Below are 25,966 nucleotides of genomic sequence, written 5' to 3'. Positions count from 1 at the left end.
CGTGGCGCAGGTGGGGCTCAGCCGACGACGGTCCAGGTGTCGTTGCCGTTCAGCAGCGCGCCGAGGTCGCCCTTGCCGCTGCGGTCGATGGCCGCGTCGAGCTGGTCGGCCATGAGCGTGTCGTAGACCGGCCGTTCGACGCTGCGGAAGACGCCGATCGGGGTCCGGTGGAGGGTGTCCGGGTCGGCGAGGCGGGAGAGCGCGAACGCCGTGGTGGGGCTGGCGGCCCGGGCGTCGTGGACCAGGACCCGGCCCTCGTTGGCGGGGGTCACGTCGACGACCTCCAGGTCCCCGGTGACCTCGTTGCGCACGACGCCCTTCTCGTCGTCCGCGCCGAACCGGATCGGCCGGCCGTGCTCCAGCCTGATCACCGCCTCGCGGGCCTGGTCCTTGTCCTTGAGGACCTCGAAGGCGCCGTCGTTGAAGATGTTGCAGTTCTGGTAGATCTCGACGAGCGCCGTGCCCGGGTGGTCGGCCGCCTGGCGGAGCACCTCGGTGAGGTGCTTGCGGTCGGAGTCGACGGTGCGGGCGACGAAGGAGGCCTCCGCGCCGATCGCCAGCGACACCGGGTTGAAGGGCGCGTCGAGCGACCCCATCGGCGTCGACTTGGTGATCTTGCCGAGCTCGGAGGTGGGGGAGTACTGGCCCTTGGTCAGCCCGTAGATCCGGTTGTTGAAGAGCAGGATCTTCAGGTTGACGTTGCGGCGCAGGGCGTGGATGAGGTGGTTGCCGCCGATGGACAGCGCGTCGCCGTCACCCGTGACGACCCACACCGACAGGTCGCGGCGGGAGGTGGCCAGGCCCGTCGCGATGGCGGGGGCCCGCCCGTGGATCGAGTGCATCCCGTAGGTGTTCATGTAGTACGGGAAGCGGGAGGAGCATCCGATGCCGGAGACGAAGACGATGTTCTCCTTCGCCAGTCCGAGCTCCGGCATGAAGCCCTGCACGGCGGCGAGCACGGCGTAGTCGCCGCAGCCCGGGCACCAGCGGACCTCCTGGTCCGACTTGAAGTCCTTCATCGACTGCTTGCTCTCGGCCTTGGGTACCAGCGAGAGCAGGGTCCGCGCCCCGTCGGTCGCCTCCGTCACCTCAGTCATCGATGGCCTCCTTCAGAACCTTGGCGAGCTGCTCGGCCTTGAACGGCATTCCGTTGACCTGGTTGTACGACCGGGCGTCCACCAGGTACTTCGCCCGGATCAGGGTGGCCAGCTGCCCGAGGTTCATCTCCGGCACCACTACCTTCTCGTAACGCCGCAGGACCTCCCCGAGATTCCTCGGGAACGGGTTGAGATGGCGCAGATGCGCCTGCGCGACGGGGCTTCCGGCGGCCCGGAGGCGGCGGACCGCCGCGGTGATGGGGCCGTAGGTGGAGCCCCAGCCGAGGACCAGGGTGGAAGCGCCGTCCGGGTCGTCGGCGGCGACGTCGGGCACCTCGATGCCGTCGATCTTGGCCTGGCGGGTACGGACCATGAGGTCGTGATTGGCCGGGTCGTAGGAGATGTTGCCCGAACCGTCCTGCTTCTCGATGCCGCCGATGCGGTGCTCCAGGCCGGGGGTGCCGGGGACCGCCCAGGGCCGGGCCAGGGTCTCCGGATCCCGTTTGTACGGCCAGAAGACCTCGGTGCCGTCGGCGAGCGTGTGGTTCGTGGCGGCGGCGAACTTGACCTTCAGGTCGGGCAGGTCCGCGACGTCGGGGATCCGCCACGGCTCCGAGCCGTTGGCGAGATAGCCGTCGGAGAGCAGGAAGACCGGCGTCCGGTAGGTCAGGGCGATGCGGGCGGCGTCGAGGGCGGCGTCGAAGCAGTCCGCCGGGGTCCTCGGCGCCACGATCGGGACGGGCGCCTCGCCGTTGCGGCCGTACATGGCCTGCAGCAGGTCCGCCTGCTCCGTCTTGGTCGGCAGGCCGGTGGAGGGGCCGCCGCGCTGGATGTCCACGATCAGCAGCGGGAGTTCCAGCGACACCGCCAGCCCGATGGTCTCGGACTTCAGCGCCACGCCCGGCCCGGAGGTGGTGGTGACCCCGAGCGCCCCGCCGAAGGCCGCGCCGAGCGCCGCCCCGATGCCGGCGATCTCGTCCTCGGCCTGGAAGGTCCGCACGCCGAAGTTCTTGTGCTTCGACAGCTCGTGGAGGATGTCCGAGGCCGGGGTGATGGGGTAGGAGCCCAGGTAGAGGGGCAGATCGGCCTGCTGGCTCGCGGCGATCAGGCCGTAGGAGAGGGCCAGGTTCCCGGAGATGTTGCGGTAGGTGCCGGTGGGGAAGGCCTGAGTCGCGGGCGCGACCTCGTAGGAGACCGCGAAGTCCTCCGTCGTCTCCCCGAAGTTCCAGCCGGCCCGGAAGGCCACGATGTTCGCCTCGGCGATCTCCGGCTTCTTTGCGAACTTCTGCCGCAGGAAGCTCTCCGTGGCTTCGGTGGGCCGGTGGTACATCCACGACAGCAGGCCCAGCGCGAACATGTTCTTGCTGCGCTCGGCCTCCTTGCGGGAGAGGCCGAAGTCCTTCAGCGCCTCCACCGTCAGGGTGGTCAGCGGCACCGGGTGCAGGTTGTAGGCGGCCAGCGAGCCGTCCTCCAGCGGCGAGGTCTCGTACCCGACCTTGGCCATGGGGCGCTTGGTGAACTCGTCCGTGTTGACGATGATCTCCGCGCCGCGCGGCACGTCGGCGATGTTCGCCTTCAGCGCCGCGGGATTCATGGCCACCAGCACGTTCGGGGCGTCGCCCGGCGTGAGGATGTCGTGGTCGGCGAAGTGGAGCTGGAAGGAGGAGACGCCCGGCAGGGTGCCGGCGGGGGCGCGGATCTCGGCCGGGAAGTTCGGCAGCGTCGACAGGTCGTTCCCGAACGACGCGGTCTCCGAGGTGAACCGGTCACCGGTGAGCTGCATACCGTCACCGGAGTCACCCGCGAACCGGATGATCACCCGATCGAGACGTCGTACTTCCTTGCCGTCCGGGGTCCCCGGAGCGCGCTGTCCACCGACAACCGCACCCCCGGCCCCGTCGGCCTGTTCGGCTGGGCTGCTGACCTGGCTGGTCACTGAACTGGACCTCCTTCGAGGCGTGAGCACCCCCATAACCCACCCTACGACCGTAGGGATCGGGCCCCCAGGAGCGATCACATTCTGGACCGTAGGACCGCCCTTCGAGACGGCCCGACCGGTATGCCGTATCTGACAGAGTGTCAGTCGATCAAGATTTCAGGTAGGTGAGAACGGCCAGTACACGCCGGTGATCCCCGTCACTCGGCGACAGGCCCAGTTTCATGAAGATGTTGCTGACGTGCTTCTCCACCGCTCCGTCGCTCACGACCAGCTGCTTCGCCACGGCGGAATTGGTGCGTCCTTCGGCCATCAGCCCGAGCACCTCGCGCTCGCGCGGCGTCAGGCCCGCCAGCACGTCCTGCTTCCGGCTGCGCCCGAGCAGCTGGGCGACGACCTCGGGGTCCAGGGCGGTGCCGCCCCGGGCCACCCGGACCACCGCGTCCAGGAACTCCCGTACCTCGGCCACCCGGTCCTTGAGCAGATACCCCACGCCGGTACTGGAACCGGCCAGGAGCTCGGTGGCGTACTGCTCCTCCACGTACTGCGACAGCACGAGCACGCCTATCCCGGGGTGATCGCGCCGCAGCCGCACGGCAGCCCGCACCCCCTCGTCGGTGTGCGTCGGCGGCATCCGCACGTCCGCCACCACCACGTCCGGCAACGCGTCCTCGGCAGCCAGCTCCGCCACCGTCTTGATCAGGGCTTCCGCGTCCCCGACGCCCGCCACGACGTCATGCCCCCGGTCGGTCAGCAACCGGGTCAGGCCCTCGCGCAGCAGCACTGAATCCTCGGCGATGACCACCCGCACCCTGTCTTCCACGACTCAGCAGCTCCCGCGTCCACTCGTTCCCGTACCGCCCGACTCAGCCAAGCATCCCAGCCTCGCGTCCTGCCGAAGGCAGAGCCGGAACAACCCGTGGGCGTACGCGGCCAGTCTTCGCATCCGGAGCCCCCCATCCCGCTCCGGACCCCGCGCAGTCCGGGACGCCCACGGCCGCCACGCCCGGCTCCTCCGGGAGGGCCCGTCCCCGTACTCGGCCCCGCCTGGGTGTCCCGGCGGTGGACGGCGAGAGTTCGCGGCTCCCGGTCCGGGGCGGAGCCGCAGGAGGCGGGGCAGGTTCCGGGACAGCGGGGCAGCAGCCCGGGCTGCGGCGCGGCGCTCGGCACACGGGAGGGGCCCCCGCCCACCCGGGCGGGAGCCCCCACGTTGTGCACAGGCGGGCCTACGCCCGCCACGGCAGCTCGGCGGTGACCGTCGTCCCGCCCCCCTCGGGGGAGTCGACGACCAGCACCCCGTCCACCGCGTCCAGCCGCTCGGTGAGCCCCGCCAGCCCGCCCCCGCCGCCCCGGCCCGCATCCGCGCCGCCCCGCCCGTCGTCGGCGACCTGGAGCAGCAGCCGTCCCCCGGACTTCCACACGTCCACCGAGGCCGACCGGGCAGCTGAGTGCTTGCTGATGTTCTGCAGCAGTTCCGAGACCGTGAAGTACGCGATCCCCTCGATGGCCGCGGCCGGCCGGGCCGGGAGGTCCACGGCCACCCGTACCGGCACGGCGCACCGCGACGCCACCGAGGACAGCGCCGCGTCCAGCCCGCGGTCCGTCAGCACCGCCGGGTGGATGCCCCGGGCCAGGTCCCGCAGCTCCTGCAGAGCGATCTTCACCTCGCCGTGCGCCTCGTCCACCATGCGGGCCGCGGCCCGCGGGTCCTCGCCGAGCTTCTCCTTCGCCATCCCCAGGTCCATCGCGAGCGCCACGAGCCGGGCCTGTGCGCCGTCGTGCAGATCCCGTTCGATGCGCCGCAGGTCGGCGGCGGCGGTGTCCACGACGACCCCGCGGTCGGACTCCAGCTCTGTGACCCGGTGGTCCAGCCGGGACGCCCCGAGCAGACCGCCGACCATGACCCGGTCGACGGTGGTCAGGGCCCGGATCACCCACGGCGTGGCGAGCGTGAAGGCCAGCCCGACGAGGCAGGTCAGGGCGATCTCCACGGGGGAGTCGAGGTAGAGGCTGTAGTCGTCGTTCTGGAAGAGCTGGAGCCCCGGCTGGTCGGTGTAGGCCGGGAAGACCCAGAACCACACCGGGTACAGCAGGTACGCCCAACCCGCCGCCCAGAACGTCAGTGCCAGGCAGAAACCGAACACCGCCCACGGGAAGTGGATCACGGAGTACAGCACGTGCCGCCAGGCGCTCCCGCTGCGGAGCACCGCGCCCATGGCGGCGAGGGGCCCGCTCTTCTTCGCCCGGGCCGGCGCCGGCTCGGCGATGTCCGCCCCGAGCAGCGCGCGTACCCGGGCCCGCTCCAGCCGCCCGAACCCGCGGCACATGGCCAGGGTGCCCGCCAGGACCGGTACGCCGAGGAAGGTCACCAGCAGCCCCGCGCCGAGGCTCATGCCGGTGATGACGAGTGAGAAGTACACCGTGCTCAGCGGCAGCCCGACGAGCAGGTACGCGAACTCCCGCCAGGTCCGCCCCGCCACCGGGGCCCACAGCACCGCGCCGACACCGCCATGCCGCCCGCCCTTGCCGTCGTCCATCTCCGACCCGCCCTTCCGCTCCTCGACCACACCCCAACCCTGCGCCCCACCCCCACCCCCGGACCATGCAGCAGGTAGGCCTCTCCCCCCGGGGGATAACCCCACCCCGCCGACATCCGAGCCCGGCAAATCCAGCCCCGCGGGCATCCCTGCTTCCAGGCCGTCAGAGCGACCGCTGCAGGCACCCCACCGGGTCCGACTCCTCCAGGGCCTGCGCCGACAGATCCAGCCCCGCCGGCGGTTGAGGTGCGGGGTCCGGGGCAGCGCCCCGGGAAGCGGCGCCGCGCCAGGCGGACGAGCGGGACCCCCGCCCACCCCGGACGGGAGTCCCGCGTCACCGAACGGCCACGGCCACGGCCACGGCCACGGCCACGGCCACGGCCACGACCACGGCCTCAGCCACGGCCGGCGAGGCCCCGGTCACGCCACGGCAGCTCCGCCGTCACCACCGTCCCCTCCCCCTCGGGGGAGTCCACCACCAGCACCCCGTCCACCGCGTCCAGCCGCTCCGCCAGCCCCGCCAACCCGGTCCCGCCGGACGTGTCCGCCCCGCCCCGCCCGTCGTCGGACACCCGCAGCATCAGCCGGGCGCCCGCCCGCCACACCTCCACCGTCGCACCCCGCGCCCCCGGCCCCGCATGCTTGCTCACGTTCTGCAGCAGCTCGGACACCACGAAGTACGCGATCCCCTCGATCGCCTCCGCCGGCCGCGCCTCCTGCCCCGACGGCAGGTCCACGACCACCTTCACCGGCACCACGCACCGCGCCGCCACCGACGACAGCGCCGCGTCCAGCCCCCGGTCGGTCAGCACGGCCGGATGGATCCCCCGCGCCAGGTCCCGCAGCTCCTGCAGCGCCAGCTTCACCTCCCCGTGGGCCTCGTCGACCATCGCCGCCGCGCCCTCCGGGTCCTCCAGCAGCTTCTCCTTCGCCAGGCCCAGCCCCATCGCCAGCGCCACCAGCCGCGCCTGCGCCCCGTCGTGCAGGTCCCGCTCGATGCGCCGCAGGTCCGCCGCCGCGGTGTCGACCACCACGCCCCGGTCGGACTCCAGCTCCGCGATCCGCCGCTCCAGGTCGTCGGAGGGCGACAGCAGCCCCCGTACCATCGCGCGGTCCGCGTTCGCCAGCAGCCGCACCAGATACGGCAGCACCGGCCACAGCACGAACAGCCCGGTCAGGACTACCGTGAAGGTGAGCACCCCCCAGGGCAGCCGGATCAGCTGGTACAGCACGGTCCGCCAGCCGACCGGATCCTTGATGCTCGTCCACAACCAGGGGAAGAATCCGCCGGACCGGCGCGGCCCGGGGATCGGGGTCGGCTCCTCCACCCGGACGCCCAGCAGCAGCCGTGCTCGGGCCCGCTCCAGCCGTCCCATCTGCCGAGACAAAAAGAGACCGGCCGCAAGCAGAGGAAGTCCGATCGCGGTCACGGAAAGACCGCCCGCGGTGGAAACCATGACAACCGCGTAAACGAAACCGAGGATCGCCTCCGGCAGATTGGTCACCAGATGGGCGATTTCCTTCCAGGTGTCCGCGCTGAATACGGGCCGTACGCGGGGAGGCGCGTCGTTGTCGGCGATGGCAAGGCTCGTCGTCATGCGCCACAGGCTGTCAAGCGCGGCTCGCTGATGCCATGGGGTGGCCGGGGTGCTGTGAACGGGGGATAACCCCACCCCGTGTGAGGCAGGCCCTAGACTCCCGTCCGTACCAGATCGACGACAGTGACCGAGGAGCGAGGAACGGACGTGCCCGAACCAACGGTATCGACCGTAACCGTGCTCGCGGCGGACTACTTCCGGAGTTATTCGGTCGTCGGTCTGCTGGCCGCCCTCGGCGTGCTCTTCGTGGCCGTCGCCTTCGGCGCGGGCCGCCTGCTGCGGCCTGTCGTCCCGACCCCCGAGAAGCTGCTGACCTACGAGTGCGGCGTGGACCCCGTCGGCGAGGGCTGGGCACACACCCAGGTCCGCTACTACGTCTACGCCTTCCTCTACGTCATCTTCGCCGTCGACTCGATCTTCCTGTTCCCGTGGGCGACGGTGTTCGCCGCCGCCGGCTACGGCGCCACGACCCTGGTCGAGATGTTCATCTTCCTGGGCTTCCTGGCCGTCGGCCTGCTCTATGCGTACAAGAAGGGCGTCCTCGAATGGACGTGACACCTCAGCCGGAGCTGCTCCCGGAGCCCAAGCGCCTCGGAGTCCTCTCCCGTCTGGCCCCGGAACCGATGAAGGTGGTCCTGAACTGGGGCCGCCGGTACAGCCTGTGGGTCTTCAACTTCGGCCTCGCCTGCTGCGCGATCGAGTTCATCGCCGCGTCGATGGCCCGGCACGACTTCATCCGGCTCGGGGTCATCCCCTTCGCGCCGGGTCCGCGCCAGGCCGACCTGATGATCGTCTCGGGCACCGTCACGGACAAGATGGCCCCCGCCGTCAAGCGGCTCTACGAGCAGATGCCGGAGCCGAAGTACGTCATCTCCTTCGGCGCCTGCTCCAACTGCGGCGGCCCGTACTGGGACTCGTACTCGGTGACGAAGGGCGTCGACCAGATCATCCCCGTCGATGTCTACGTGCCCGGCTGCCCGCCCCGGCCGGAGGCGCTCCTCCAGGGCATCCTCAAGCTCCAGGAGAAGATCGCCCGCGAGTCGCTGGCCGAGCGGTACGCCGCGGGCCCGTCCGTCTCCCAGCTCACCAGCGGCCTGGTCACGCCCCCGCCCGCGCCCGCCCGGGAGGCCGGCGCGTGAACCTCTACGACTCCCTTCCCGACGCCGCCCCGACGGTCTTCGGTGCCGAGGCCGTCGCCGAGCTCTCCTACGACGTCCTCACCGTGGACGTGCCCGTGGGCAGCTGGATCTCCGCCCTGGAGATCGCCCGGGACAAACTGGGCTGCACGTACTTCGACTGGCTGAGCGCCGTGGACGAGCCCGGCACCGGCTTGCGGGTCTGCGCGCACGTCGCCTCGCTGGAGAACCACCGGGTACGCCGGCTCCTGCTGCGCACGACCGTTCCGCACAGCGCCCCCTCCCTGCCGTCGGCCGTCGCCGTCTACGCGGGGGCGGAGTGGCACGAGCGCGAGACGTTCGAGATGTTCGGGATCACCTTCACCGACCACCCGCACCTGGTGCACCTCCTGCTCCCGGAGAACTTCGAGGGGCACCCGCTGCGCAAGGACTTCGTGCTGGCCGCGCGCGTCGCGAAGGCCTGGCCGGGTGCGAAGGAACCGGGCGAGGCCCACGACCCCGACGCCCCGAAGCGCCGTCAGATGCTGCCGCCCGGTGTGCCGGACCCCAACGACTGGGGCCCGATGAAGGGCCAGCTCCCGCCCGCCCCGGCCCGCCCGGCCCGCACCCCGCGCGCCGCGGGAGCGGCCGGTGCAGCGGCCCGCGCTCCGCGCGAGGGCGCCCCCGTCCGCCGCACCCGCTCGGTGGCCGAAGGCTCGGCGACCCAGGCCGCGCAGACGGCCCCGCAGGCGGACGCTCCGGCCCGCCGCACCCGCTCGGCGGCGGACGGCCCGGCCGGCCAGGCCGCGGAGGCCGCTCCGGCCACAGAGGTTCCCGAAGCCGCGCCGCGCCCGCCGCGCCGTACCCGCTCGGCGGCGGACGGTTCCGCGAGCCAGGCGGCTGACGCCGCTGCCGCGGACGCCCCCGAAGCCCCGGCCCGCCCCGCCCGCTCCGCCGCCGCCGCCGACGACGGCTCGGCCGGCCAGGCCGCGGAGGCCGCTCCGGCCACAGAGGTTCCCGAAGCCGCGCCGCGCCCGCCGCGCCGCACCCGCTCGGCGGCGGACGGCTCCGCCAGCCAGGCCACCGACGCGGCTCCGGCCGCGGAGCCCGCGCCGCGCGCACCGCGCCGCACGGCACCCCGCAGCTCTGACGCCCCCTGGCACGACCCGAAGCCCGCCTTCGACGAGCCGGCCCCCGAGACCGCCCCGAAGGCCGGGCCCGGGAAATCCCCGTCCCCCGAGACCGACCACCCCACCACCGACAACGGAGGCGACGCGTGAACGACGTCCTCGACGTCGCCCTGCGGCTGATCGTCGTCTTCGCCGTCTTCCTCGTGCTCCCGCTCGTCGTCGGGCAGACCGAGCACAAGGTGATGGCCCACATGCAGGGCCGCCTCGGCCCCATGTACGCCGGCGGCTTCCACGGCTGGGCCCAGCTCGTCGCCGACGGAGTGAAGTTCGCGCAGAAGGAGGACGTCGTCCCCGCGGGCGCCGACCGCCGGATCTTCCAGCTGGCCCCCGCCGTCGCCCTGCTGCCGTACCTCCTCGTCCTCCTCGCCATCCCCATCGGCCCGGGCGAGGGCGCGGTCGGCCAGGTCATCGACGCCGGAGTGTTCTTCGTACTCGCCGTCATGGGCGTCGGAGTCCTCGGCTCCCTCATGGCCGGCTGGGCCTCCGCGAACAAGTTCTCCCTGCTCGGCGGCCTCCGCACCGCCGCCCAGCTGCTCGCCTACGAACTCCCCATGCTGCTCGCCGCCGCCTCCGTGGCGATGGCCGCCGGGACGGTCTCCCTCCCCGGCATCGTGGAGGCCTTCGAGTGGTGGTGGCTGCCCTGGCAGATCGTCGGCGCGCTCGTCTTCTTCACCGCCGGCCTCGCCGAACTCCAGCGGCCCCCCTTCGACATGCCCGTGGCCGACTCCGAGATCATCTTCGGCGCGTACACCGAGTACACCGGCCTGCGCTTCGCGCTCTTCCTGCTCGCCGAGTACGCCGGCATCGTCGTCCTCTGCTTCCTCACCACCGTCCTCTTCCTCGGCGGCTGGCACGGCCCCTTCGGCGCCGAGGACCTCGGCTGGGTCTGGACCCTGCTCAAGACCGCGGTCCTCGCCTTCGTCGTGATCTGGCTCCGCGTGAGCTACCCGCGCCTGCGCGAGGACCAGCTCCAGAAGCTCGCCTGGACCACACTCATCCCGCTCGCGCTCGCCCAGATCGCGCTCACCGGCATCGTGAAGGTGGCGATCCAGTAATGCCCATCCCCGGATCCGGCCTCGCCAAGGGCCTGGCCGTCACACTGCGCACGATGACGAAGCGCTCGCACACGGCCCAGTACCCCGACGTCCAGCCCGAACTCCCGCCCCGCTCCCGCGGGGTCATCGGCCTGTTCGAGGAGAACTGCACGGTCTGCATGCTCTGCGCCCGTGAGTGCCCCGACTGGTGCATCTACATCGACTCCCACAAGGAGACGGTCCCCGCCTCCACCCCCGGTGGCCGCGAGCGCAGCCGCAACGTGCTCGACCGCTTCGCCATCGACTTCTCCCTCTGCATGTACTGCGGTATCTGCATCGAGGTGTGCCCCTTCGACGCCCTCTTCTGGTCGCCGGAGTTCGAGTACGCGGAGACCGACATCCACGAGCTGACCCATGAGCGGGACAAACTCCGCGAGTGGATGTGGACCGTCCCGGCCCCGCCCGCCCTGGACCCGGCCGCCGAGGAACCCAAGGAGATCGCCGCCGCCCGCAAGGCGGTGGAGAAGGCCGAAGCGGCAGCGTCAGCCGCTGCGGCCGCCGCCGCAGCCGAAGCCGCCTCCCGGGCGGCCGAGAACGAACCGCCGACCACCCCGACCCCGGAGTCAGACGCGTGACCCCCGCCGCCACCCTGGCCGCAGCCGCCACCACCGGGCCCGGCTTCCTGTCCCCGACCGGCGTCGAGATCGCCTTCCTCCTCGTGGGCCTCGCCACCCTCGGCGCGGCCCTCGTCACGGTCACCACCAGGCAACTGGTGCACGCCGCCCTCTGGCTGGTCGTCACCCTCGGCGGCATCGCCGTCGAGTACCTGCTGCTCACCGCCGAGTTCATCGCCTGGGTCCAGGTCCTGATCTACCTCGGTTCCGTGATCGTCCTCCTCCTGTTCGGACTGATGCTCACCAAGGCCCCCATCGGCCGCTCCCCGGACGCCGACTCCGGCAACCGCCCGATCGCCCTCGGCGTCGCCGTCGTCGCTGCCGTCGCCCTGGTCTGGGTGGTCGTCGACGCCTTCCGCACCACCTGGATCGACCTCGACGGGCCGGTCCAGGGCTCCACCAAGGTCTCCGGCGAGATCCTCTTCCAGCACTGGGTGCTGCCCTTCGAGGCGCTCTCCGTCCTCCTCCTCGCCGCCCTGATCGGCGCCATCGTGCTGTCCCGCCGCAACGACCCCGCCGACGCCGGTGACGCCGGTGACGCCGACGCCCGTGACAAGGGGAAGCGCTGATGCACCTCGCCTACCCCGCCGTGCTCGCGGCGCTCCTCTTCTGCACGGGCCTGTACGGAGTGCTCGCCCGCCGCAACGCCATCCTGGTCCTGATGTCCGTCGAGCTGATGCTCAACGCCGTCAACCTCAACCTGGTGGCCTTCGACGTCTGGCTGCGCGACACCCTGCACGCCGGCCAGGCCCTCACCCTCTTCACCATCGCCATCGCCGCCGCCGAGATCGGCATCGGCCTCGCGATCGTGCTGATGGTCTACCGCAACCGCGGTACCTCGGACGTCGACCGCCTGCGCGACACCGCCGAGGGCCACGAGCCCGACCCGAACGCCACCGGCGACAGCACCGCAGACACCACCAGCACCGCCCGGCCGGAGGTCGCCGCGTGAGCACCACGACCCTCGCCGTCCTCGTCCCGCTGCTCCCCTTCCTGGGCGCGGTGGCGGGCCTGCTCCTCGGCCGCACCGCCCCCGGATTCGTCCGCCCCCTCGCGATCCTGCCGACGCTCGCCGCCGCCGTACTGGCCGTGACCGTCGCCGTCCGCCAGGGCGGCGGACAGCCGATCAGCACCGCGACCGAGCTGACCCCGACCGGCTCGGTGCCGATCGACCTCTCGCTCTACATCGACGGCTTCGCCGCACTGGTCGCCGTCCTGGTCGGGGTCGTCGCCACCTGCGTACAGCTCTACTCCACGGCGTACCTCCGTGAGGACCCGCGCTACCCGTCGTACGCCGCTCTCGTCTCCCTGTTCACCTCCGCCATGCTGCTCGTCGTCTACTCGGGCGACCTGATGGTGCTGCTGGTCGGCTGGGAAGTCATGGGCATCTGCTCCTACTTCCTCGTCGGCCACTACTGGGAGACCGAAGCGGCCCGCTCCGCCTCCCTGAAGGCCTTCCTCGTCACCAAGCTCGGCGACGTCCCCTTCCTGATCGGTCTCTTCGCGCTCGCCACCGACGCCGGCTCCTTCCGGATCACGAAGATCCTCGGGACCGTCGCCGCCGGCGGACTCGACCACCCCACGCTGATCGCACTGCTCCTGCTCGCCGGCGTCGCGGGCAAGTCCGCGCAGTTCCCGCTGCACACCTGGCTCCCCGACGCGATGGCCGGCCCCACCCCCGTCTCCGCGCTGATCCACGCCGCGACGATGGTCGCCGCCGGTGTCTACTTCATCGCCCGCCTCCTGCCCGTCTTCGCGGCCTCCGCCGCCGCACTGGTCGTCATGGCCGTCATGGCGGCCGTCACGATGGTCGGCTCCGCCCTCGCCGCCCTCGCCCAGGACGACATCAAGCGGGTCCTCGCCTACTCCACGATCGGCCAGCTCGCCTATATGACCGGCGCCCTGGCCGTCGGCGACCGCGGTGCCGCCGTCTTCCACCTCCTGTCCCACGGCGCCTTCAAGGCGCTCCTCTTCCTGGGTGCGGGCGTGATCATCCACGCCGCCGGTACGAACTCCCTGGCCGCCATGTCCCGGATGGACGGCCTGGCCAAGCGCATTCCCGACGCCTTCTGGACGATGACGATCGCGCTGCTCGCGCTCGCCGCCATCCCGCCCTTCGCCGGCTTCTTCTCCAAGGAAGCCGTCCTCGTCGCCGCCGAGCAGACCGCCACCGGCCACTCGGACCTCGCTCCCAGCGCCGCCGGCTGGCTGGTGCTGATCTCCGGCGTGCTCACCGCCCTGCTCACCGCCGCCTACGCCGCCCGCCTGTGGCTGATGGCCTTCCGCGGCCGGGGCACCCCCGCCCCCGACCACGGCAAGGAGCCCCTCGCCATGACCGGCGTGCTGTGGCTGCTCGCCGTTCCGTCGGTCGCCTTCGGCCTCGCGGCGGACTCCCTCGCCGACTGGTTCGACGGCAGGGCCCTCACCCCGACCGTGGCCACATCGGTCCTCGGCACGGGCGCCGCCCTCCTCGGCGCGATGCTCACCTACGCCCTCTGGCAGCGGGCCACGGCCAGGGCCGCCTCGGCCCCCGCCGCCGGACCCGCCCGCCGTGCCACCGCCGCCGAGCAGCCCGCCGCCGTGGCCGCCACGGTGTCCGCGGCCACCGCGGCGGCCGAGTCCGCGGCCGAGACGCCCGAGGTCGCGGAGGTCACCCACGAGCACCCCGCCGTCCCGGCGGGTCCCGCCGCCGACCCCGGCCGGGCCCTCCTGGGCCCCCTGCACCGCCACGCCGCCGACGGATTCCACCTGGACGCCCTCTACGACCGGCTCTTCGTGCGCCCCGTCCGCGCCGCCGCCCGCCTCGTCGGCTTCCTCGACCGCGAGGTCGTGGACACCTACGTCCGCGGCGCGGGCAGCGGCACCCGGCTGCTCGGCGGCCTCGTACGCCGCGCCCAGACCGGCAACGTGCAGAGCTACCTGAGCGCCCTGCTCGCCGGCGCCGTGGTCCTGGCGATCGCCACCGCCGTCCTCGCCAACGTCAACGCCGGATCGTGAGCCGTGAGTCAGCCGTGATTGATATCAGCCCGTCCGTGATGCAGTTCCTTCTGGCGTTCCTCGTGGCCGCACCGCTCCTCGGCGCCGTCGCGGCCCTCCTGCCGGCCCCGCCCGGCCTCAAGGGCCGCAGCCCCGAGCAGGCCGTGCTCCGGCACGGCGTGACCGTGACCGGCGTGATCCTCGCCGCGGCGATCGCCCTCGCCCTCGGCTTCGACCACGACGCCCCCGCCCGCTTCCAGGCGACGACGGACATCAGCTGGATCCCGGCGCTGGACGTCCGGATCCACCTCGGTGTCGACGGCATCTCGCTCCCCCTCCTCGTGATGACCGCGCTGCTGTTCTTCCTCTGCGCGCTCTACAGCTACTTCAAGCTGCCCGCGGGCCCTTCCCCGAAGGCCTTCGTCGCACTGCTCCTCGTACTCGAGTCCGGCACCCTCGCGACCTTCGCCGTTCTCGACCTGCTGCTCTTCTTCCTCGCCTTCGAGATGGTCCTCATCCCGATGTACTTCCTCATCGCCCGCTGGGGCGGTGCCCAGCGGCAGGCCGCCGCCTGGAAGTTCATCCTCTACACACTGCTCGGCTCGGTCGTCATGCTGCTCGGCCTCCTCCTCATCGGTGTGACGGCGGACACATTCGACATGGTGGCACTCGCCACTGACAACGGCCGCGAACTGTCCCGTACCACGCAGCTGCTGGCCGTCCTGGCCATCGGCCTCGGCCTCGCCGTGAAGACCCCGATGTGGCCCCTGCACACCTGGCTGCCCGACGCCCACACCGCCGCCCCCACCGTCGGATCCGTCCTGCTGGCCGGCGTCCTGCTCAAGATGGGCACGTACGGGTTCGTCCGCATCCTGCTCCCCGTCACCCCCGACGGGATGGCCGCCTTCGCCCCCTACCTGGGCGCCTTCGCCGTCGTCGGCATCGTCTACGGATCGCTCGCCTGCCTCGCGCTGGCCCGCAAGGGGAACAAGGGCGACCTCAAGCGCCTCATCGCCTACTCCTCCGTCGGCCACATGGGCTTCGTCCTCCTCGGCATCGCGTCCATGACCCCCACCGGCGTCAACGGCGCCCTCTTCGCCAACATCGCCCACGGCCTGATCACCGGCCTCCTCTTCTTCCTGGTCGGCGCCCTCAAGGACCGCTACGGCACCGCCGATCTCGACACCCTCGCCGGAGCCACCGGCGCCGCCCTCTACGGCCGCGCCCCCCGCTTCGGCGCCCTCCTCGCCTTCGCCGCCGTCGCCTCCCTCGGCCTGCCCGGCCTGGCCGGCTTCTGGGGCGAGATGCTGGCCCTCTTCGGCGCGTTCGACCCTGCCGAGGGCCTGTCCCGCCCCGCGTTCCTCACGTACACCGCCGTCGGCGCGCTCGGCACCCTGCTCACCGCCGCCTACCTGCTGGTCGTCGTACGGCGCGTCTGCATGGGCGACCCGAAGGCCGGCCCCGAGCTCACCGTCGCGGACGTCCACCGCTACGAGTTCGCCGCCTGGACCCCGCTCGTCGCCCTCACCGTCCTCGCCGGCCTGTGGCCCGCGCTCCTCCTCGGCCTCACCGACCCGGCCGTCCAGCAGCTCCTCGCAGGAGGCACCTCATGACGGCCCTGACGGTCCTCGCGGCCGACACCCCCAGCCTCGTCCAGTCCGTCGACTGGCTCGCCATCGCACCCGTGGTGATCACCGCCGTCGTCGGCCTGGCCGTCCTCGTCGCCGACCTCTTCGTCGCCGAGCGCCACAAGCCCGCCCTCGGCTGGATCTCCGTGGCCGGCCTCGCCGCCGCGACCGCCACCCTGCTGCCGCTGCGCGCCGGAGACCGCTCCACCTTCTGCCTCACCGCCGACCCGGAGGCCTGCAGCTACGTCGCCGACGGCTTCACCGTGGTCGTCCAGTTCCTGGTGCTGGCCGGCGCCCTGCTCACCGCGCTCCTGTCGGTCACCGCCGTCCGTGACACCCGGATGCCCGCCGGCGAGTACTGGTTCCTGCTGCTCTCCTCCGCCGCCGGCGCCGCCCTGCTGCCCGCCTCCCGAGACCTGGCCACCCTGATCGTCGCCCTGGAGGTCGCCTCCCTGCCCGCCTTCGCGCTCGTGGGCATGCGCCGCGGCGACCGGCTCTCCTCCGAGGCCGCCCTGAAGTTCTTCCTGTCGTCCGTCACCGCGACCGCCGTGTCCCTGATGGGCGTCAGCTTCGTCTACGCCGTCACCGGATCGCTGCACCTCACCCAGGTCGCGGACCGCCTGGAGGACGTCCCCGGGCAGCTCGACACCCTCGCCATGGCCGGTGTCGCGCTCACCCTCGTCGGCTTCGCCTTCAAGACCGCGGCCGTCCCCTTCCACTTCTGGGTCCCCGACACCTACGTCGGAGCCCCCCTGCCCATCGCCGGCTACCTCTCCGTGATCGGCAAGGCCGTGGGCTTCACCGGCCTCATCCTTGTCACGGTGATCGCCTTCCCCGCGTACTCGCAGGTCTGGGGCCCTGCCGTCGCCGTCCTCGCCGCGCTCACCATGACCCTCGGCAACGCCGCCGCCGTACGGCAGTCCGCGGACCGCCCGAACAGCGCCGTACGGCTGCTCGCCTGGTCCTCGGTCGGCCAGGCCGGCTACCTCCTGGTCCCGATCGCCGCGGCCGCGTACACCGAGCGCGACCAGATCGGCTCCACCCTCGCCTACGCCCTCATGTACGCCGCCGTGAACCTCGGCGCCTTCGCCGTGGCCGCCCTTGTCGCCCGCACGAAGCCGCTCCACCGCATCGGCGACTACCGCGGCCTGTACGCCGAGCGCCCGCTCGCCGCGCTGTCCCTGGCCTTCTTCCTGCTCTGCCTGGCCGGTCTGCCGCCGGGCATCATCGGGCTCTTCGCCAAGGTCACCGTCTTCCAGTCCGCCGTCGACGCGGGCCTCGGCTGGCTGGCCGTGCTCATGGCGATCAATGTCGTCATCGCCCTCTACTACTACCTGCGGTGGACGGCGCTGCTCTTCCGCGCGCCCGAGGGCGCACCGGGCGCCCAGGCCCGTACGAAGGCCCCCTGGCCGGTCGCGGCGGCCATCGTCGCGACCGCGATCACCGCGGTCGTTCTTTCCGGCGCCCCGCAGCTCGTCCTGCGCGTCGCGTCGGGGAGCCTCTTCACGCAGTAGCCCCTTCCCGGGCGCTCGCCCGTCCGGAGCAACGCCCGCAGCGGCCCCGCCGCCCCGCCGAGGGGGCGGCGAAGGGCCGCCGCCCCGGCACGCCCTGGGAACCAGACGCCCTCACCTCGCGTTGACCAGGAAGGGAGGGTCCACTGGACCGTAGACCCTCAGATCCATGACGGGCTCCCCTGCCGCACCACTTGGAGGGCGTACCGTGCACCGCCGGCACAACGGGCTCAAGACCGCCGTACTCCTCGGCGGGCTGTCCGCACTCATCATCCTCATCGGCAGCTTCTTCGGACGCACCGGCCTGATCGTGGCCGTCCTCGTCGCACTCGGGACGAACGCCTACGCGTACTGGAACAGCGACAAGCTGGCTCTACGCGCGATGCGCGCCCGCCCCGTCAGCGAATTCGAGGCTCCCCAGCTCTACCGCATGGTGCGCGAGCTCTCCACCTCCGCGCGCCAGCCCATGCCCCGCCTCTACATCTCGCCCACCGAGGCCCCGAACGCCTTCGCCACCGGCCGCAACCCGCGCAACGCCGCGGTCTGCTGCACCGAGGGCATCCTGCGTATCCTCGACGAGCGGGAACTGCGCGGGGTCATCGGCCACGAGCTCAGCCACGTCTACAACCGCGACATCCTCATCTCGTCGGTGGCCGGCGCCCTCGCCTCGGTGATCATGTTCCTGGTGAACTTCGCCTGGCTCATCCCCCTCGGCCGGTCGGACGACGACGAGGGCCCCGGCCTGCTCGGCATGCTGCTGATCATGATCCTGGGCCCACTGGCGGCCTCGGTGATCCAGCTGGCCATCAGCCGCTCCCGCGAGTACGAGGCCGACGCCTCCGGAGCCCAGCTCACCGGTGACCCGCTCGCCCTGGCCAGCGCCCTGCGCAAGCTGGACGCGGGGACCAAGCAGCTCCCGCTGCCGCCGGAACCACGCCTGGAAACGGCGAGCCATATGATGATCGCCAACCCGTTCCGGCCAGGTGCGGGCCTCACCAAGATGTTCTCCACCCACCCTCCGATGGCCGAGCGCATCGCCCGGCTCGAACAGATGGCAGGCCGCCGCCAATGAAGACAATCCTGAACGTCATCTGGCTCATCCTCAGCGGCATCTGGCTGTTCCTGGGATATCTGCTCGCCGGTGTGCTCCTCTGCATCACCATCATCGGCATCCCGTTCGGCATCGCCGCCTTCCGTATCGCCGTCTACGCCCTCTGGCCCTTCGGCTACACCACCGTCGAGCGCCACGACGCGGGGGCCCCGTCCTGCATCGGCAACGTCCTGTGGCTGGTGCTGGCGGGCTGGTGGCTGGCCCTCGGCCACATCGTCACGGGCATCGCCCTCTGCGTCACGATCATCGGCATCCCGTTCGGCATCGCCAACTTCAAGATGGTCCCCCTCTCCCTGCTGCCGCTCGGCCGCGAAATCGTCCCGACGGACGCCCCGTTCGCCTCCCGCTGACAGCACCGGACATCCCACTTCGACACCGCGCCGCGGACGGGCCAGGCCCGTCCGCGGCGCAGTTGTCCACAGGGCCGGCGAGTTGTCAGTGGCGTACGTCACCATGAATGCATGAACGAGACCGAGCAGTTGCTGCAGCAAGTCGCACGCCGCGCGCGCAACTCCGCACGCGGACGCGGAAAGCCCCTGCCGGCGCCGTTGGACGCCGGGGAGATCGCCCGCGCCGAGGGCATACTGGGCTTCCCGCTGCCGCCCCTGCTCGCCCTGCTCTACACGCGCGTGGGGGACGGCGGATTCGGCCCGGAGCAGGGCCTGTTGTCCCTGCGTGAGGCCGTCGGGGCCTACCGGGCCCAGCGCGGATCCGGGTGGCGCTGGCCCGAGGGGGTCCTGCCCGTCGCCGACTTCGGCTGCGCCATGTACGCCTGCGTCGACTGCAGATCCGGCACCGCCCAGGTCCTGTTGTTCGACCCCAACCCGGGCGAGCCGGACCTCGCCTGGTCCGTCGACACCGCCGGCCTGGCGGACTGGCTGCGTGGCTGGCTCGACGGAACCGCCTGGTTCTGCGAGGAATCGGATGCGGGGGACACTTACGACCTGGAACTGGCGCCCTGGGCGGAGTTCAGATCCCGGATCTGAACCGGCTCCGCACCCCGTAGGCCACCACGCCCACGGCCAGCACCGCGGCCCCCGCGACCGCCGACGCGAGAGGCAGCGCACACGCCAGCACCACACAGCCGGACAGCCCGACCGCCGCCACGGCCCGCCCCTTGACAGCTGAATCGAGAGTCCACGCGGAAGCGTTCGCGATCGCGTAGTAGGCGAGCACCCCGAAGGAGGAGAAACCGATCGCGCCCCGCAGATCGGCGGTGGCCGCGAGCACCGTCACGACCGCACCCACCGTGAGCTCGGCGTGGTGCGGCACCTGATGCCGGGGATGGACGGCGGCCAGCGCGCGCGGGAGATGGCCGTCCCGGGCCATCGCCAGCGCGGTCCGCGACACCCCGAGCACGAGCGCCAGCAGCGAGCCCAGCGCGGCCAGGGCCGCACCCACCCGCACCACCGGCGCCAGTTGCGGCGCCCCCGCCGCCCGGACCGCGTCGGCCAGCGGGGCCGACGACCCCGCCAGCGCCTCCACACCGAGCACCGACAGCACCGCCACGCCCACCGCCGCGTACACCAGCAGGGCGATCCCCAGCGCGAGCGGCACCGCCCGCGGGATCGTCCGTTGCGGGTCACGCACCTCCTCGCCCAGAGTGGTGATCCGCGCATAGCCCGCGAAGGCGAAGAACAGCAGGCCGGCGCCCTGCAGCAGCCCGAAGAGAGTCCAGTCCGACGCGCCCGGAGGCTCCGGTTCCGTCGTCCCCGAGGACAGGCACACCACGACCACCGCGGCCAGGACCGCGAGGACCGCCGCCACGATCAGCCGGGCGATCCGGGCGGACTTCTGCACACCGCCGTAGCCCGCGGCGGTGATCGCCACCACCGCCGCCACGGCCACGGCGTGCTCCCGCCCGGGCCATACGTAGGCACCCACCGTCAGTGCCATCGCCGCGCAGGACGCGGTCTTGCCGATCACGAACCCCCAGCCGGCCAGAAAGCCCCAGAAGGGCCCGAGCCGCTCCCGCCCGTACACGTAGGTGCCGCCGGAGGCCGGATAGCGGGCGGCCAGCCGCGCCGAGGAGTGCGCGTTGCAGTAGGCCACCACGGCCGCCACGGCGAGGGCGGCGAGCAGCGCCCCGCCCGCGGCCCGGGCGGCCGGGGCGAAGGCCGCGAAGACCCCGGCGCCGACCATCGCGCCGAGCCCGACGACGACCGCGTCGGAAACCCCCAGAGTGCGCTTCAGCTCGTTCTCCACGGGCGGAGGGTAACCGGGCTAGGTGACGCCCTCCCTACCGGGCAGCGGCGTCCTGGTGCGCTCCCATCCCTCCAGGGCCGTCAGGCAGGCGTGGTCGAGGTGGCGCAGACCGCTCAGGTCGAGCCGCACCGGCCGGTCGTGCGGCAGCGCGTCCAGCGCGTCGAGCAGTTTGGGCAGCCGCAGGAAGCTGGCGTTCCCGATGACCCGCACGCACAGCTCCTCGTCCTGCCACACCTCCTCGACGTGCACGTGGGAGGTCTCCCAGGCCGCCTTGGCGATGGCCAGCCCCAGCCCGATCAGCACCCCCTCGAACAGGTTGGTGACGACGATCGCGCAGGCCGTGGTGACCAGCACCACCGCCTCGCCCCGGTGCGTGCGCCACAGTGCGGCCACCGCCCTGACCGGCAGCAGCTTCCACCCCGCGTACAGGAGCACCCCGGCCAGTGCGGCCAGCGGCACGGCCTCCAGCACCTGAGGGAAGGCCACGGCGAAGAGCAGCAGCCAGGCGCCGTGCATCACCCGGGCCGCACGGGTGCGCGCCCCGGCCTCCACGTTGGCGGCGCTGCGGACGATCACCGCGGTCATCGGGAGTGCCCCGAGCAGCCCGCAGACGCTGTTGCCGACGCCCTGGGCGATCAGTTCCCGGTCGTACTCCGTCCGGGGCCCGTCGTGCATCCGGTCCACGGCGGCCGCGCTGAAGAGGGTCTCGGCGGAGGCGATCAGTGCCAGCGCGATCACCGTCCCGGCCGCGCCGAAGGAGGCCAGCACCCCGAACTCGCCCCAGGCGGGCGGCGAAACGGCCTCCAGAACCCCCGTCACCCGCACCTTCTCGACAGGCAGCCGGAGCAGGCCGGCCACGGTGGCGGCGGCGGCCACCCCGACCAGGGCGCCCGGCAGCAGCCGCAGGCGGGCGGGCACCCGGCGCCAGACGACCATGACGGCGATGGTCCCGACCCCGAGCAGCACCGCCGCCCAGTCGGCCCGGGCCGCGAGCCCGTGCACCCCGCCCAGCTTCGCCAGGGTCTGCCCGGGAGCGTCCGCGTCGCCCAGGGCGTAGAGCTGCCCGGAGATCAGTACGAGCCCGATGCCGGCCAGCATCCCGTGCACGACGGCCACGGAGATCGCCCGGAACCACCGCCCGAGCCGCAGCACCCCCATGCCCAGCTGCAGTGCGCCGGCGGCCAGCACCAGCACCCCGAGGGCGGCCGCGCCGTGCGTCTGCAGCGCCTCGTAGACGAGCACGGTGAGCCCGGCGGCGGGCCCGCTCACCTGCAGCGAGCTCCCGCGGAACCAGCCGGTGACCAGCCCCCCGACCACCCCGGTGACGATGCCCAGCTCGGCCTGCACTCCGGAGGCGACCGCCACCCCCACGCACAGGGGGATGGCGACCAGTGCGACGACGACGGACGCCGCGAAGTCTTCGCGAAACGTGCCGGCCCCAGGCATGCGAGAACCCCCTGCCACGCGGTGATGTGATGCCACCACCGTGCCGGGCGCACTCCACACCCCCCAAGTGCCCACGGAAGCCCGCGGCAGCGCGCGCGCCGCACGCGCCCGGCACACGCACCCCACGCACCCCTCAACCACCGCGGCCCGGCGGTCGGTGAGGACCGCCGGGCCGGCGTGGTGACAGGTCGCGGACCTCGGGTCAGCGGTAGTTCACGAACTGGATCGCGAAGTCCAGGTCCTTGCCCTTGAGGAGGGCCTGGACGGCCTGGAGGTCGTCGCGGCTCTTGGAGCTGACGCGCAGCTCGTCGCCCTGGACCTGGGCCTTGACGCCCTTCGGACCCTCGTCACGGATGATCTTCGCGACCTTCTTGGCGTTCTCCTGGGAGATGCCCTCCTCGATCGTGGCGAAGATCTTGTACTCCTTGCCGGACAGCTGCGGCTCGCCGGCGTCCAGCGCCTTGAGCGAGATCCCGCGCTTGACCAGCTTGGTCTCGAAGACGTCCAGGACGGCCTTGACGCGCTCCTCGGAGTTCGCCTCCATCAGGATCTTCTCGCCGGACCAGGCGATGGTGGCGCCGGTGCCCTTGAAGTCGTAGCGCTGCGAGAGCTCCTTGGCGGCCTGGTTGAGGGCGTTGTCGACCTCCTGCCGCTCGACCTTCGAGACGATGTCGAAACTGGAGTCGGCCATGTGCTGTGGCTCCTTGAAGTCGATTGCGATCGCCCCGGAGGGCGCGGCCGGACAACCCCGGACCGCTCGGCAAAGCCTAGTGCTGTGACCGGAAAGGTTTGCCGGGTCGCGGTGTCCGGTGCGGTGCATCGCAAGGCGGAGGGCCACGTCTCGTACTGGANGTGACCGGAAAGGTTTGCCGGGTCGCGGTGTCCGGTGCGGTGCATCGCAAGGCGGAGGGCCACGTCTCGTACTGGACGTACTTGAGTGGTCCGACAACGCGGCGAGGTGCCGTGCCGGGCGCCGTGCCCCGGTGAACCTTTCCGGTCACAGCACTAGCCACCACACCCACCCGCGGCGCTGATCAATCCGGTGGCGAAGCACCCCCGGTCATCAGGTATCGTTTACGTCGTTGCCAGGGAGAACCGCGGACGAGCGGTGATCGAAGGTGACATCCCATGGCGGTGTGCCCGAGTGGCCAATGGGAGCGGACTGTAAATCCGTCGGCTTAGCCTACCCAGGTTCGAATCCTGGCGCCGCCACGCGAGTGGAACCCCCGTTCATCTGCGGAAACGCAGTGGACGGGGGTTCTTTCGTACGCCTGGACGGGGTGTGGCGGGTGGCGGCCGCATCGTCGGGGGTCTCCCGTCGTTCACCGGGGGTGAAGTGGACATCTGACACGCGGGGGAAGGTCGGCGGCGGGGTGCTCATGGCCCTGCTCGGCGCGGGGATCCCGGCTCTCATGGGAGCCGCCCTGCACACGGACGTGGGGGAGCCCTACCGGGAGACCCGGCTGTACTTCGGCACCGAACGGACCGACGGCGGGGGACCGGTCGCGGAGCGGGAGTTCATGCGGTTCCTGGACCAGGAGATCACCCCCGCCTTCCCCGAGGGGCTGACCGTCCACGACGGGTACGGCCAGTGGCGCGGCGAGAACGGCAGGATCGTCCGCGAGGCCTCCTACGAGGTGGTCCTGCTGTACCCGGAGAAGGACGCCGACGATCGCAGCGTGCGCATCGAGCGGATCCGCGACGCCTACGAGAGCCGCTACCGGCAGGACTCCGTCGGGCGCTCCGACGACAAGGTGGACGCGGCGTTCTGAGCCGTCGGCGGGGAGCCGGCCCGGCCCGCAGCCGGCTCCCCGCGGGCATGCCTCCCAGCGGAGAGGCATGCCCGCGGGCCGTCAGTTGCCCGCCACGTCCTTCACGGCCACCTCGACCGGCGTCGAGCCGGAGATCAGCTCCAGGGTCAGGCCCGCCGTCGCGGGCGTCTCCACCAGCTCGGCCAGCACGGCCGCCACGTCGTCGCGCGGCACGGCTCCCCGGCCCGTTCGCGCCTCCAGGCGGACCTGCCCCGTCCCGGCGTCGTCGAGCAGCGAGCCGGGACGCAGGACGGTCCACTCCAGACCCAGCCGCGTCCGCACGTGGTCGTCGGCCTCGCCCTTCGCCCGCAGGTAGACGTCGAAGACCTCGTCGCCCTCGTGATGGGCGTCCGCCCCCATCGAAGAGACCATCAGGAAGCGCCGTACACGCGCCCGTTCGGCCGCGTCGGCGAACAGCACCGCCGCGCCCCGGTCCACCGTGTCCTTGCGCCCGGCGCCGCTGCCGGGGCCGGCGCCCGCCGCGAACACCGCCACGTCGGCGCCCTGCAGGATCCCCGCCACGTGCTCTACCGTGGCCGACTCCAGGTCGCACAGCACCGGTTCGGCGCCCGCCTCCCTGAGGTCGTCACCCTGTTCGAGGTCGCGGATGATGCCCGCGACCTCGTATCCGCGCGCGGCGAGCAGGCGCTCCAGCCGCAGCGCGATCCGACCGTGTCCACCCGCGATGACGATGCGCATGCCCCGACGGTACGACGAGCCGGGCGCCCCCGCCCGGGAAGACACCCGCTCAGGCGCCCGGCTCCGTGCGGCCCTGCCGGGGCAGGTCCAGGGCCACCGCGACGGCGGAGTCGCAGTACTCCCGTACGGCGCTCGTACGTGCCACCACCCGTCCGCGGTGGATCACGATCCGGCTGTACGCGAGGGACAGCACGCCCGCGATCCGGTCGCCGCGCACGGCGAGCAGCTCCGCGGGGAATCCTGCCTCCACCCGTACCTCCGGCAGGCCCATGGCCTCCCGGGCGCAGGCGCTGACGGAGTCGTAGGCCTCTGCGGGGCGCAGCCCGCCCTGGGAGGCCAGCAGGTACGCGGCCTCCAGCGGGTCGCCGCGGCCGACCGGGTTCCCGGCGTCCCGCAGGGCCCCGCTGCCGGCCGCGACCCGTACGCCGGCGGCCCGCAGGAGGCGTACGGGGGCGGTGCGCAGGCCGCGGCGTTCCAGGGCCGCGCAGTCGCCCTGGGGCAGGCAGGTCACTCGTACGCCGGCCGCGGCCAGCTGGTCGGCGGCGCGGGCGGCCGCGTCCAGCGGGAGCCGGGACAGGCCGCCGCACGGGCCGACGGTCACCCCGGGGCGCAGTCCGCCGGCCATGGAGGCGAGCCGGGCGAGACGGGCCGGGTCGCCACCGTCGGTGTGCAGGTCCACGGGGCAGCCGTGCTCGTCGGCGAGCCCCAGGACGGCTTCGAGGAAGCCGGCCGGGTCCGGGTCCAGGTCCGGGCAGCCGCCGATCACCGAGGCGCCCATCTTGACGGCGTCCCGCAGCATGGCGAGCCCGTCGGCCCCCGCCACCCCGGTCAGCAGCCGGGGGACGGCCACCGCGGTCAGGTCGGCGAGCCCGCGCAGCGAGCGCCGGGCCTGGAGCACGGCCTCCATGGGGCCGAGACCGTGCATGTCGCCGATGCGTACGTGGGAGCGCAGGGCGGTCGCGCCGTGGCCGAGCTGGAGCAGGGCCGCCTCGGTGGCGCGGCGCTGCACCTCGTCGGGGGCGTACGAGACGGGTCCGTCGCTGTCGGCGGTCAGCGCGGTGTCCCCGTGGGCGTGGGGCTCGGCGGGGGCGGGGAGCAGCAGGTAGCCGCTGAGGTCCACCCGGGACAGCACGGGGGAGGAGAGGCTGCCCGTGGTGCCTACGGCCTGGATCCGGCCGGCGCCGAGGCGGACGTCGACGGTGCGGCCGTCCGTGAGGCGGGCCCCGGCGAGGAGCAGGGTGCCGGCGTCGGCGGCGGCCGCGTTGCCGTGGCCGCCGCCGTTGCCGCTGCGGGGGGAGTGGGGCGGCTGCTGCGGCTGGCTGTCGGACATCGCGCTCCTGCGGTGGCTCGGGCGGTCCCCGGGGCCGTGGCCGCGGCCTGCGGCCCGCGGCCCGCGCC

The 25,966-nt window shown here is 72.5% G+C and carries 24 protein-coding genes and 1 tRNA gene; 15 read left to right on the top strand and 10 right to left on the bottom strand.

Annotation, left to right across the window (positions count from 1 at the left end):
• Positions 1 to 17: 17 nt before the first annotated feature.
• The 5 genes from AAT21_RS25690 to AAT21_RS25670 all read right to left on the bottom strand — a co-directional run bounded on the left by AAT21_RS25690 (position 18) and on the right by AAT21_RS25670 (position 7,168).
• Positions 18 to 1,097: a 2-oxoacid:ferredoxin oxidoreductase subunit beta gene (locus AAT21_RS25690; protein ID WP_046779281.1), complete on the bottom strand. Its 1,080-nt coding sequence runs from the start codon at positions 1,095 to 1,097 to the stop codon at positions 18 to 20.
• A complete protein-coding gene (locus tag AAT21_RS25685; RefSeq protein ID WP_046779280.1) occupies positions 1,090 to 3,033 on the bottom strand; it encodes a 2-oxoacid:acceptor oxidoreductase subunit alpha in 1,944 nt (647 codons plus the stop codon). Before AAT21_RS25685 ends, AAT21_RS25690 begins: the two co-directional genes overlap by 8 nt.
• Positions 3,034 to 3,184: 151 nt before the next feature.
• Positions 3,185 to 3,844, bottom strand: a complete 660-nt coding sequence (locus AAT21_RS25680) for a response regulator transcription factor (protein ID WP_030026962.1) — start codon at positions 3,842 to 3,844, stop codon at positions 3,185 to 3,187.
• A gap of 415 nt (positions 3,845 to 4,259) precedes the next feature.
• Positions 4,260 to 5,570 carry a sensor histidine kinase gene (locus AAT21_RS25675; protein WP_046779454.1) on the bottom strand — a complete coding sequence of 437 codons (1,311 nt, stop codon included), beginning with the start codon at positions 5,568 to 5,570 and terminating at the stop codon, positions 4,260 to 4,262.
• Positions 5,571 to 5,965: 395 nt separating this feature from the next.
• Positions 5,966 to 7,168, bottom strand: coding sequence for a sensor histidine kinase (locus AAT21_RS25670; RefSeq protein ID WP_046779279.1), 1,203 nt, complete (start codon positions 7,166 to 7,168; stop codon positions 5,966 to 5,968).
• Positions 7,169 to 7,315: 147 nt separating this feature from the next.
• On the opposite strand from AAT21_RS25670, the gene AAT21_RS25665 reads away from it, so the two are divergent.
• The 13 genes from AAT21_RS25665 (at position 7,316) to AAT21_RS25605 (ending at position 19,393) form a co-directional block, all read left to right on the top strand.
• On the top strand, positions 7,316 to 7,723 hold the full coding sequence (locus AAT21_RS25665) for an NADH-quinone oxidoreductase subunit A (protein WP_030012240.1): 408 nt from the start codon (positions 7,316 to 7,318) through the stop codon (positions 7,721 to 7,723).
• On the top strand, positions 7,714 to 8,307 hold the full coding sequence (locus AAT21_RS25660; RefSeq protein ID WP_046779278.1) for an NADH-quinone oxidoreductase subunit B: 594 nt from the start codon (positions 7,714 to 7,716) through the stop codon (positions 8,305 to 8,307). Before AAT21_RS25665 ends, AAT21_RS25660 begins: the two co-directional genes overlap by 10 nt.
• Positions 8,304 to 9,563, top strand: coding sequence for an NADH-quinone oxidoreductase subunit C (locus tag AAT21_RS25655; RefSeq protein ID WP_046779277.1), 1,260 nt, complete (start codon positions 8,304 to 8,306; stop codon positions 9,561 to 9,563). The genes AAT21_RS25660 and AAT21_RS25655 overlap by 4 nt, the downstream gene beginning before the upstream one ends.
• The gene (locus AAT21_RS25650; protein ID WP_046779276.1) at positions 9,560 to 10,528 is read left to right on the top strand and encodes a complex I subunit 1/NuoH family protein; all 969 of its coding nucleotides are present in this window, start codon (positions 9,560 to 9,562) and stop codon (positions 10,526 to 10,528) included. Before AAT21_RS25655 ends, AAT21_RS25650 begins: the two co-directional genes overlap by 4 nt.
• Entirely contained in the window at positions 10,528 to 11,142 is a 615-nt protein-coding gene (locus AAT21_RS25645) for a NuoI/complex I 23 kDa subunit family protein (protein WP_046779275.1), read from the top strand. Before AAT21_RS25650 ends, AAT21_RS25645 begins: the two co-directional genes overlap by 1 nt.
• Positions 11,139 to 11,750, top strand: a complete 612-nt coding sequence (locus AAT21_RS25640; protein WP_046779274.1) for an NADH-quinone oxidoreductase subunit J family protein — start codon at positions 11,139 to 11,141, stop codon at positions 11,748 to 11,750. The genes AAT21_RS25645 and AAT21_RS25640 overlap by 4 nt, the downstream gene beginning before the upstream one ends.
• Positions 11,750 to 12,133: an NADH-quinone oxidoreductase subunit NuoK gene (gene nuoK, locus AAT21_RS25635; protein ID WP_046779273.1), complete on the top strand. Its 384-nt coding sequence runs from the start codon at positions 11,750 to 11,752 to the stop codon at positions 12,131 to 12,133. The genes AAT21_RS25640 and nuoK overlap by 1 nt, the downstream gene beginning before the upstream one ends.
• Entirely contained in the window at positions 12,130 to 14,178 is a 2,049-nt protein-coding gene (locus AAT21_RS25630; protein ID WP_046779272.1) for an NADH-quinone oxidoreductase subunit 5 family protein, read from the top strand. The genes nuoK and AAT21_RS25630 overlap by 4 nt, the downstream gene beginning before the upstream one ends.
• Positions 14,179 to 14,192: 14 nt before the next feature.
• Complete coding sequence (locus tag AAT21_RS25625; RefSeq protein ID WP_079025952.1) at positions 14,193 to 15,770, top strand: complex I subunit 4 family protein; 1,578 nt, start codon at positions 14,193 to 14,195, stop codon at positions 15,768 to 15,770.
• Positions 15,767 to 17,299 (top strand): NADH-quinone oxidoreductase subunit N, encoded by a 1,533-nt coding sequence (locus AAT21_RS25620; protein WP_046779270.1) that lies wholly within the window; start codon positions 15,767 to 15,769, stop codon positions 17,297 to 17,299. The genes AAT21_RS25625 and AAT21_RS25620 overlap by 4 nt, the downstream gene beginning before the upstream one ends.
• A 205-nt stretch (positions 17,300 to 17,504) precedes the next feature.
• Positions 17,505 to 18,368: a zinc metalloprotease HtpX gene (gene htpX / locus AAT21_RS25615; protein ID WP_046779269.1), complete on the top strand. Its 864-nt coding sequence runs from the start codon at positions 17,505 to 17,507 to the stop codon at positions 18,366 to 18,368.
• Positions 18,365 to 18,757: a YccF domain-containing protein gene (locus AAT21_RS25610; protein WP_030842592.1), complete on the top strand. Its 393-nt coding sequence runs from the start codon at positions 18,365 to 18,367 to the stop codon at positions 18,755 to 18,757. Before htpX ends, AAT21_RS25610 begins: the two co-directional genes overlap by 4 nt.
• A 111-nt stretch (positions 18,758 to 18,868) precedes the next feature.
• Positions 18,869 to 19,393 (top strand): SMI1/KNR4 family protein, encoded by a 525-nt coding sequence (locus tag AAT21_RS25605; protein ID WP_046779268.1) that lies wholly within the window; start codon positions 18,869 to 18,871, stop codon positions 19,391 to 19,393.
• Here the strand turns inward: AAT21_RS25605 and AAT21_RS25600 are convergent.
• The 3 genes from AAT21_RS25600 to AAT21_RS25590 all read right to left on the bottom strand — a co-directional run bounded on the left by AAT21_RS25600 (position 19,377) and on the right by AAT21_RS25590 (position 22,749).
• Positions 19,377 to 20,612, bottom strand: a complete 1,236-nt coding sequence (locus AAT21_RS25600) for an APC family permease (RefSeq protein ID WP_046779267.1) — start codon at positions 20,610 to 20,612, stop codon at positions 19,377 to 19,379. The two genes, AAT21_RS25605 and AAT21_RS25600, sit on opposite strands and share 17 nt — an antisense overlap.
• An 18-nt stretch (positions 20,613 to 20,630) precedes the next feature.
• Positions 20,631 to 22,058 carry a SulP family inorganic anion transporter gene (locus AAT21_RS25595; protein ID WP_046779266.1) on the bottom strand — a complete coding sequence of 476 codons (1,428 nt, stop codon included), beginning with the start codon at positions 22,056 to 22,058 and terminating at the stop codon, positions 20,631 to 20,633.
• 202 nt (positions 22,059 to 22,260) lie between these two features.
• Positions 22,261 to 22,749 (bottom strand): YajQ family cyclic di-GMP-binding protein, encoded by a 489-nt coding sequence (locus AAT21_RS25590; protein WP_030030284.1) that lies wholly within the window; start codon positions 22,747 to 22,749, stop codon positions 22,261 to 22,263.
• A 439-nt stretch (positions 22,750 to 23,188) separates the two neighbouring features.
• On the opposite strand from AAT21_RS25590, the gene AAT21_RS25585 reads away from it, so the two are divergent.
• Positions 23,189 to 23,270 (top strand) — tRNA-Tyr (locus AAT21_RS25585).
• A gap of 35 nt (positions 23,271 to 23,305) precedes the next feature.
• Positions 23,306 to 23,830 (top strand): DUF3574 domain-containing protein, encoded by a 525-nt coding sequence (locus AAT21_RS25580; RefSeq protein WP_157879783.1) that lies wholly within the window; start codon positions 23,306 to 23,308, stop codon positions 23,828 to 23,830.
• 81 nt (positions 23,831 to 23,911) lie between these two features.
• Here the strand turns inward: AAT21_RS25580 and AAT21_RS25575 are convergent, their stop codons facing one another.
• Together AAT21_RS25575 and AAT21_RS25570 are read right to left on the bottom strand one after the other, a co-directional pair.
• Positions 23,912 to 24,568, bottom strand: a complete 657-nt coding sequence (locus AAT21_RS25575) for an SDR family oxidoreductase (protein ID WP_046779265.1) — start codon at positions 24,566 to 24,568, stop codon at positions 23,912 to 23,914.
• 49 nt (positions 24,569 to 24,617) lie between these two features.
• A complete protein-coding gene (locus AAT21_RS25570) occupies positions 24,618 to 25,898 on the bottom strand; it encodes an amidohydrolase family protein (protein WP_046779264.1) in 1,281 nt (426 codons plus the stop codon).
• Between the last annotated feature and the right edge of the window lie 68 nt (positions 25,899 to 25,966).

This window comes from Streptomyces yangpuensis (assembly GCF_001005295.1).
In the GTDB taxonomy this organism is placed as follows: domain Bacteria; phylum Actinomycetota; class Actinomycetes; order Streptomycetales; family Streptomycetaceae; genus Streptomyces; species Streptomyces yangpuensis.
Note: the sequence above shows the minus strand (reverse complement) of the source record. Positions and strands in the feature narration are given on the sequence as shown.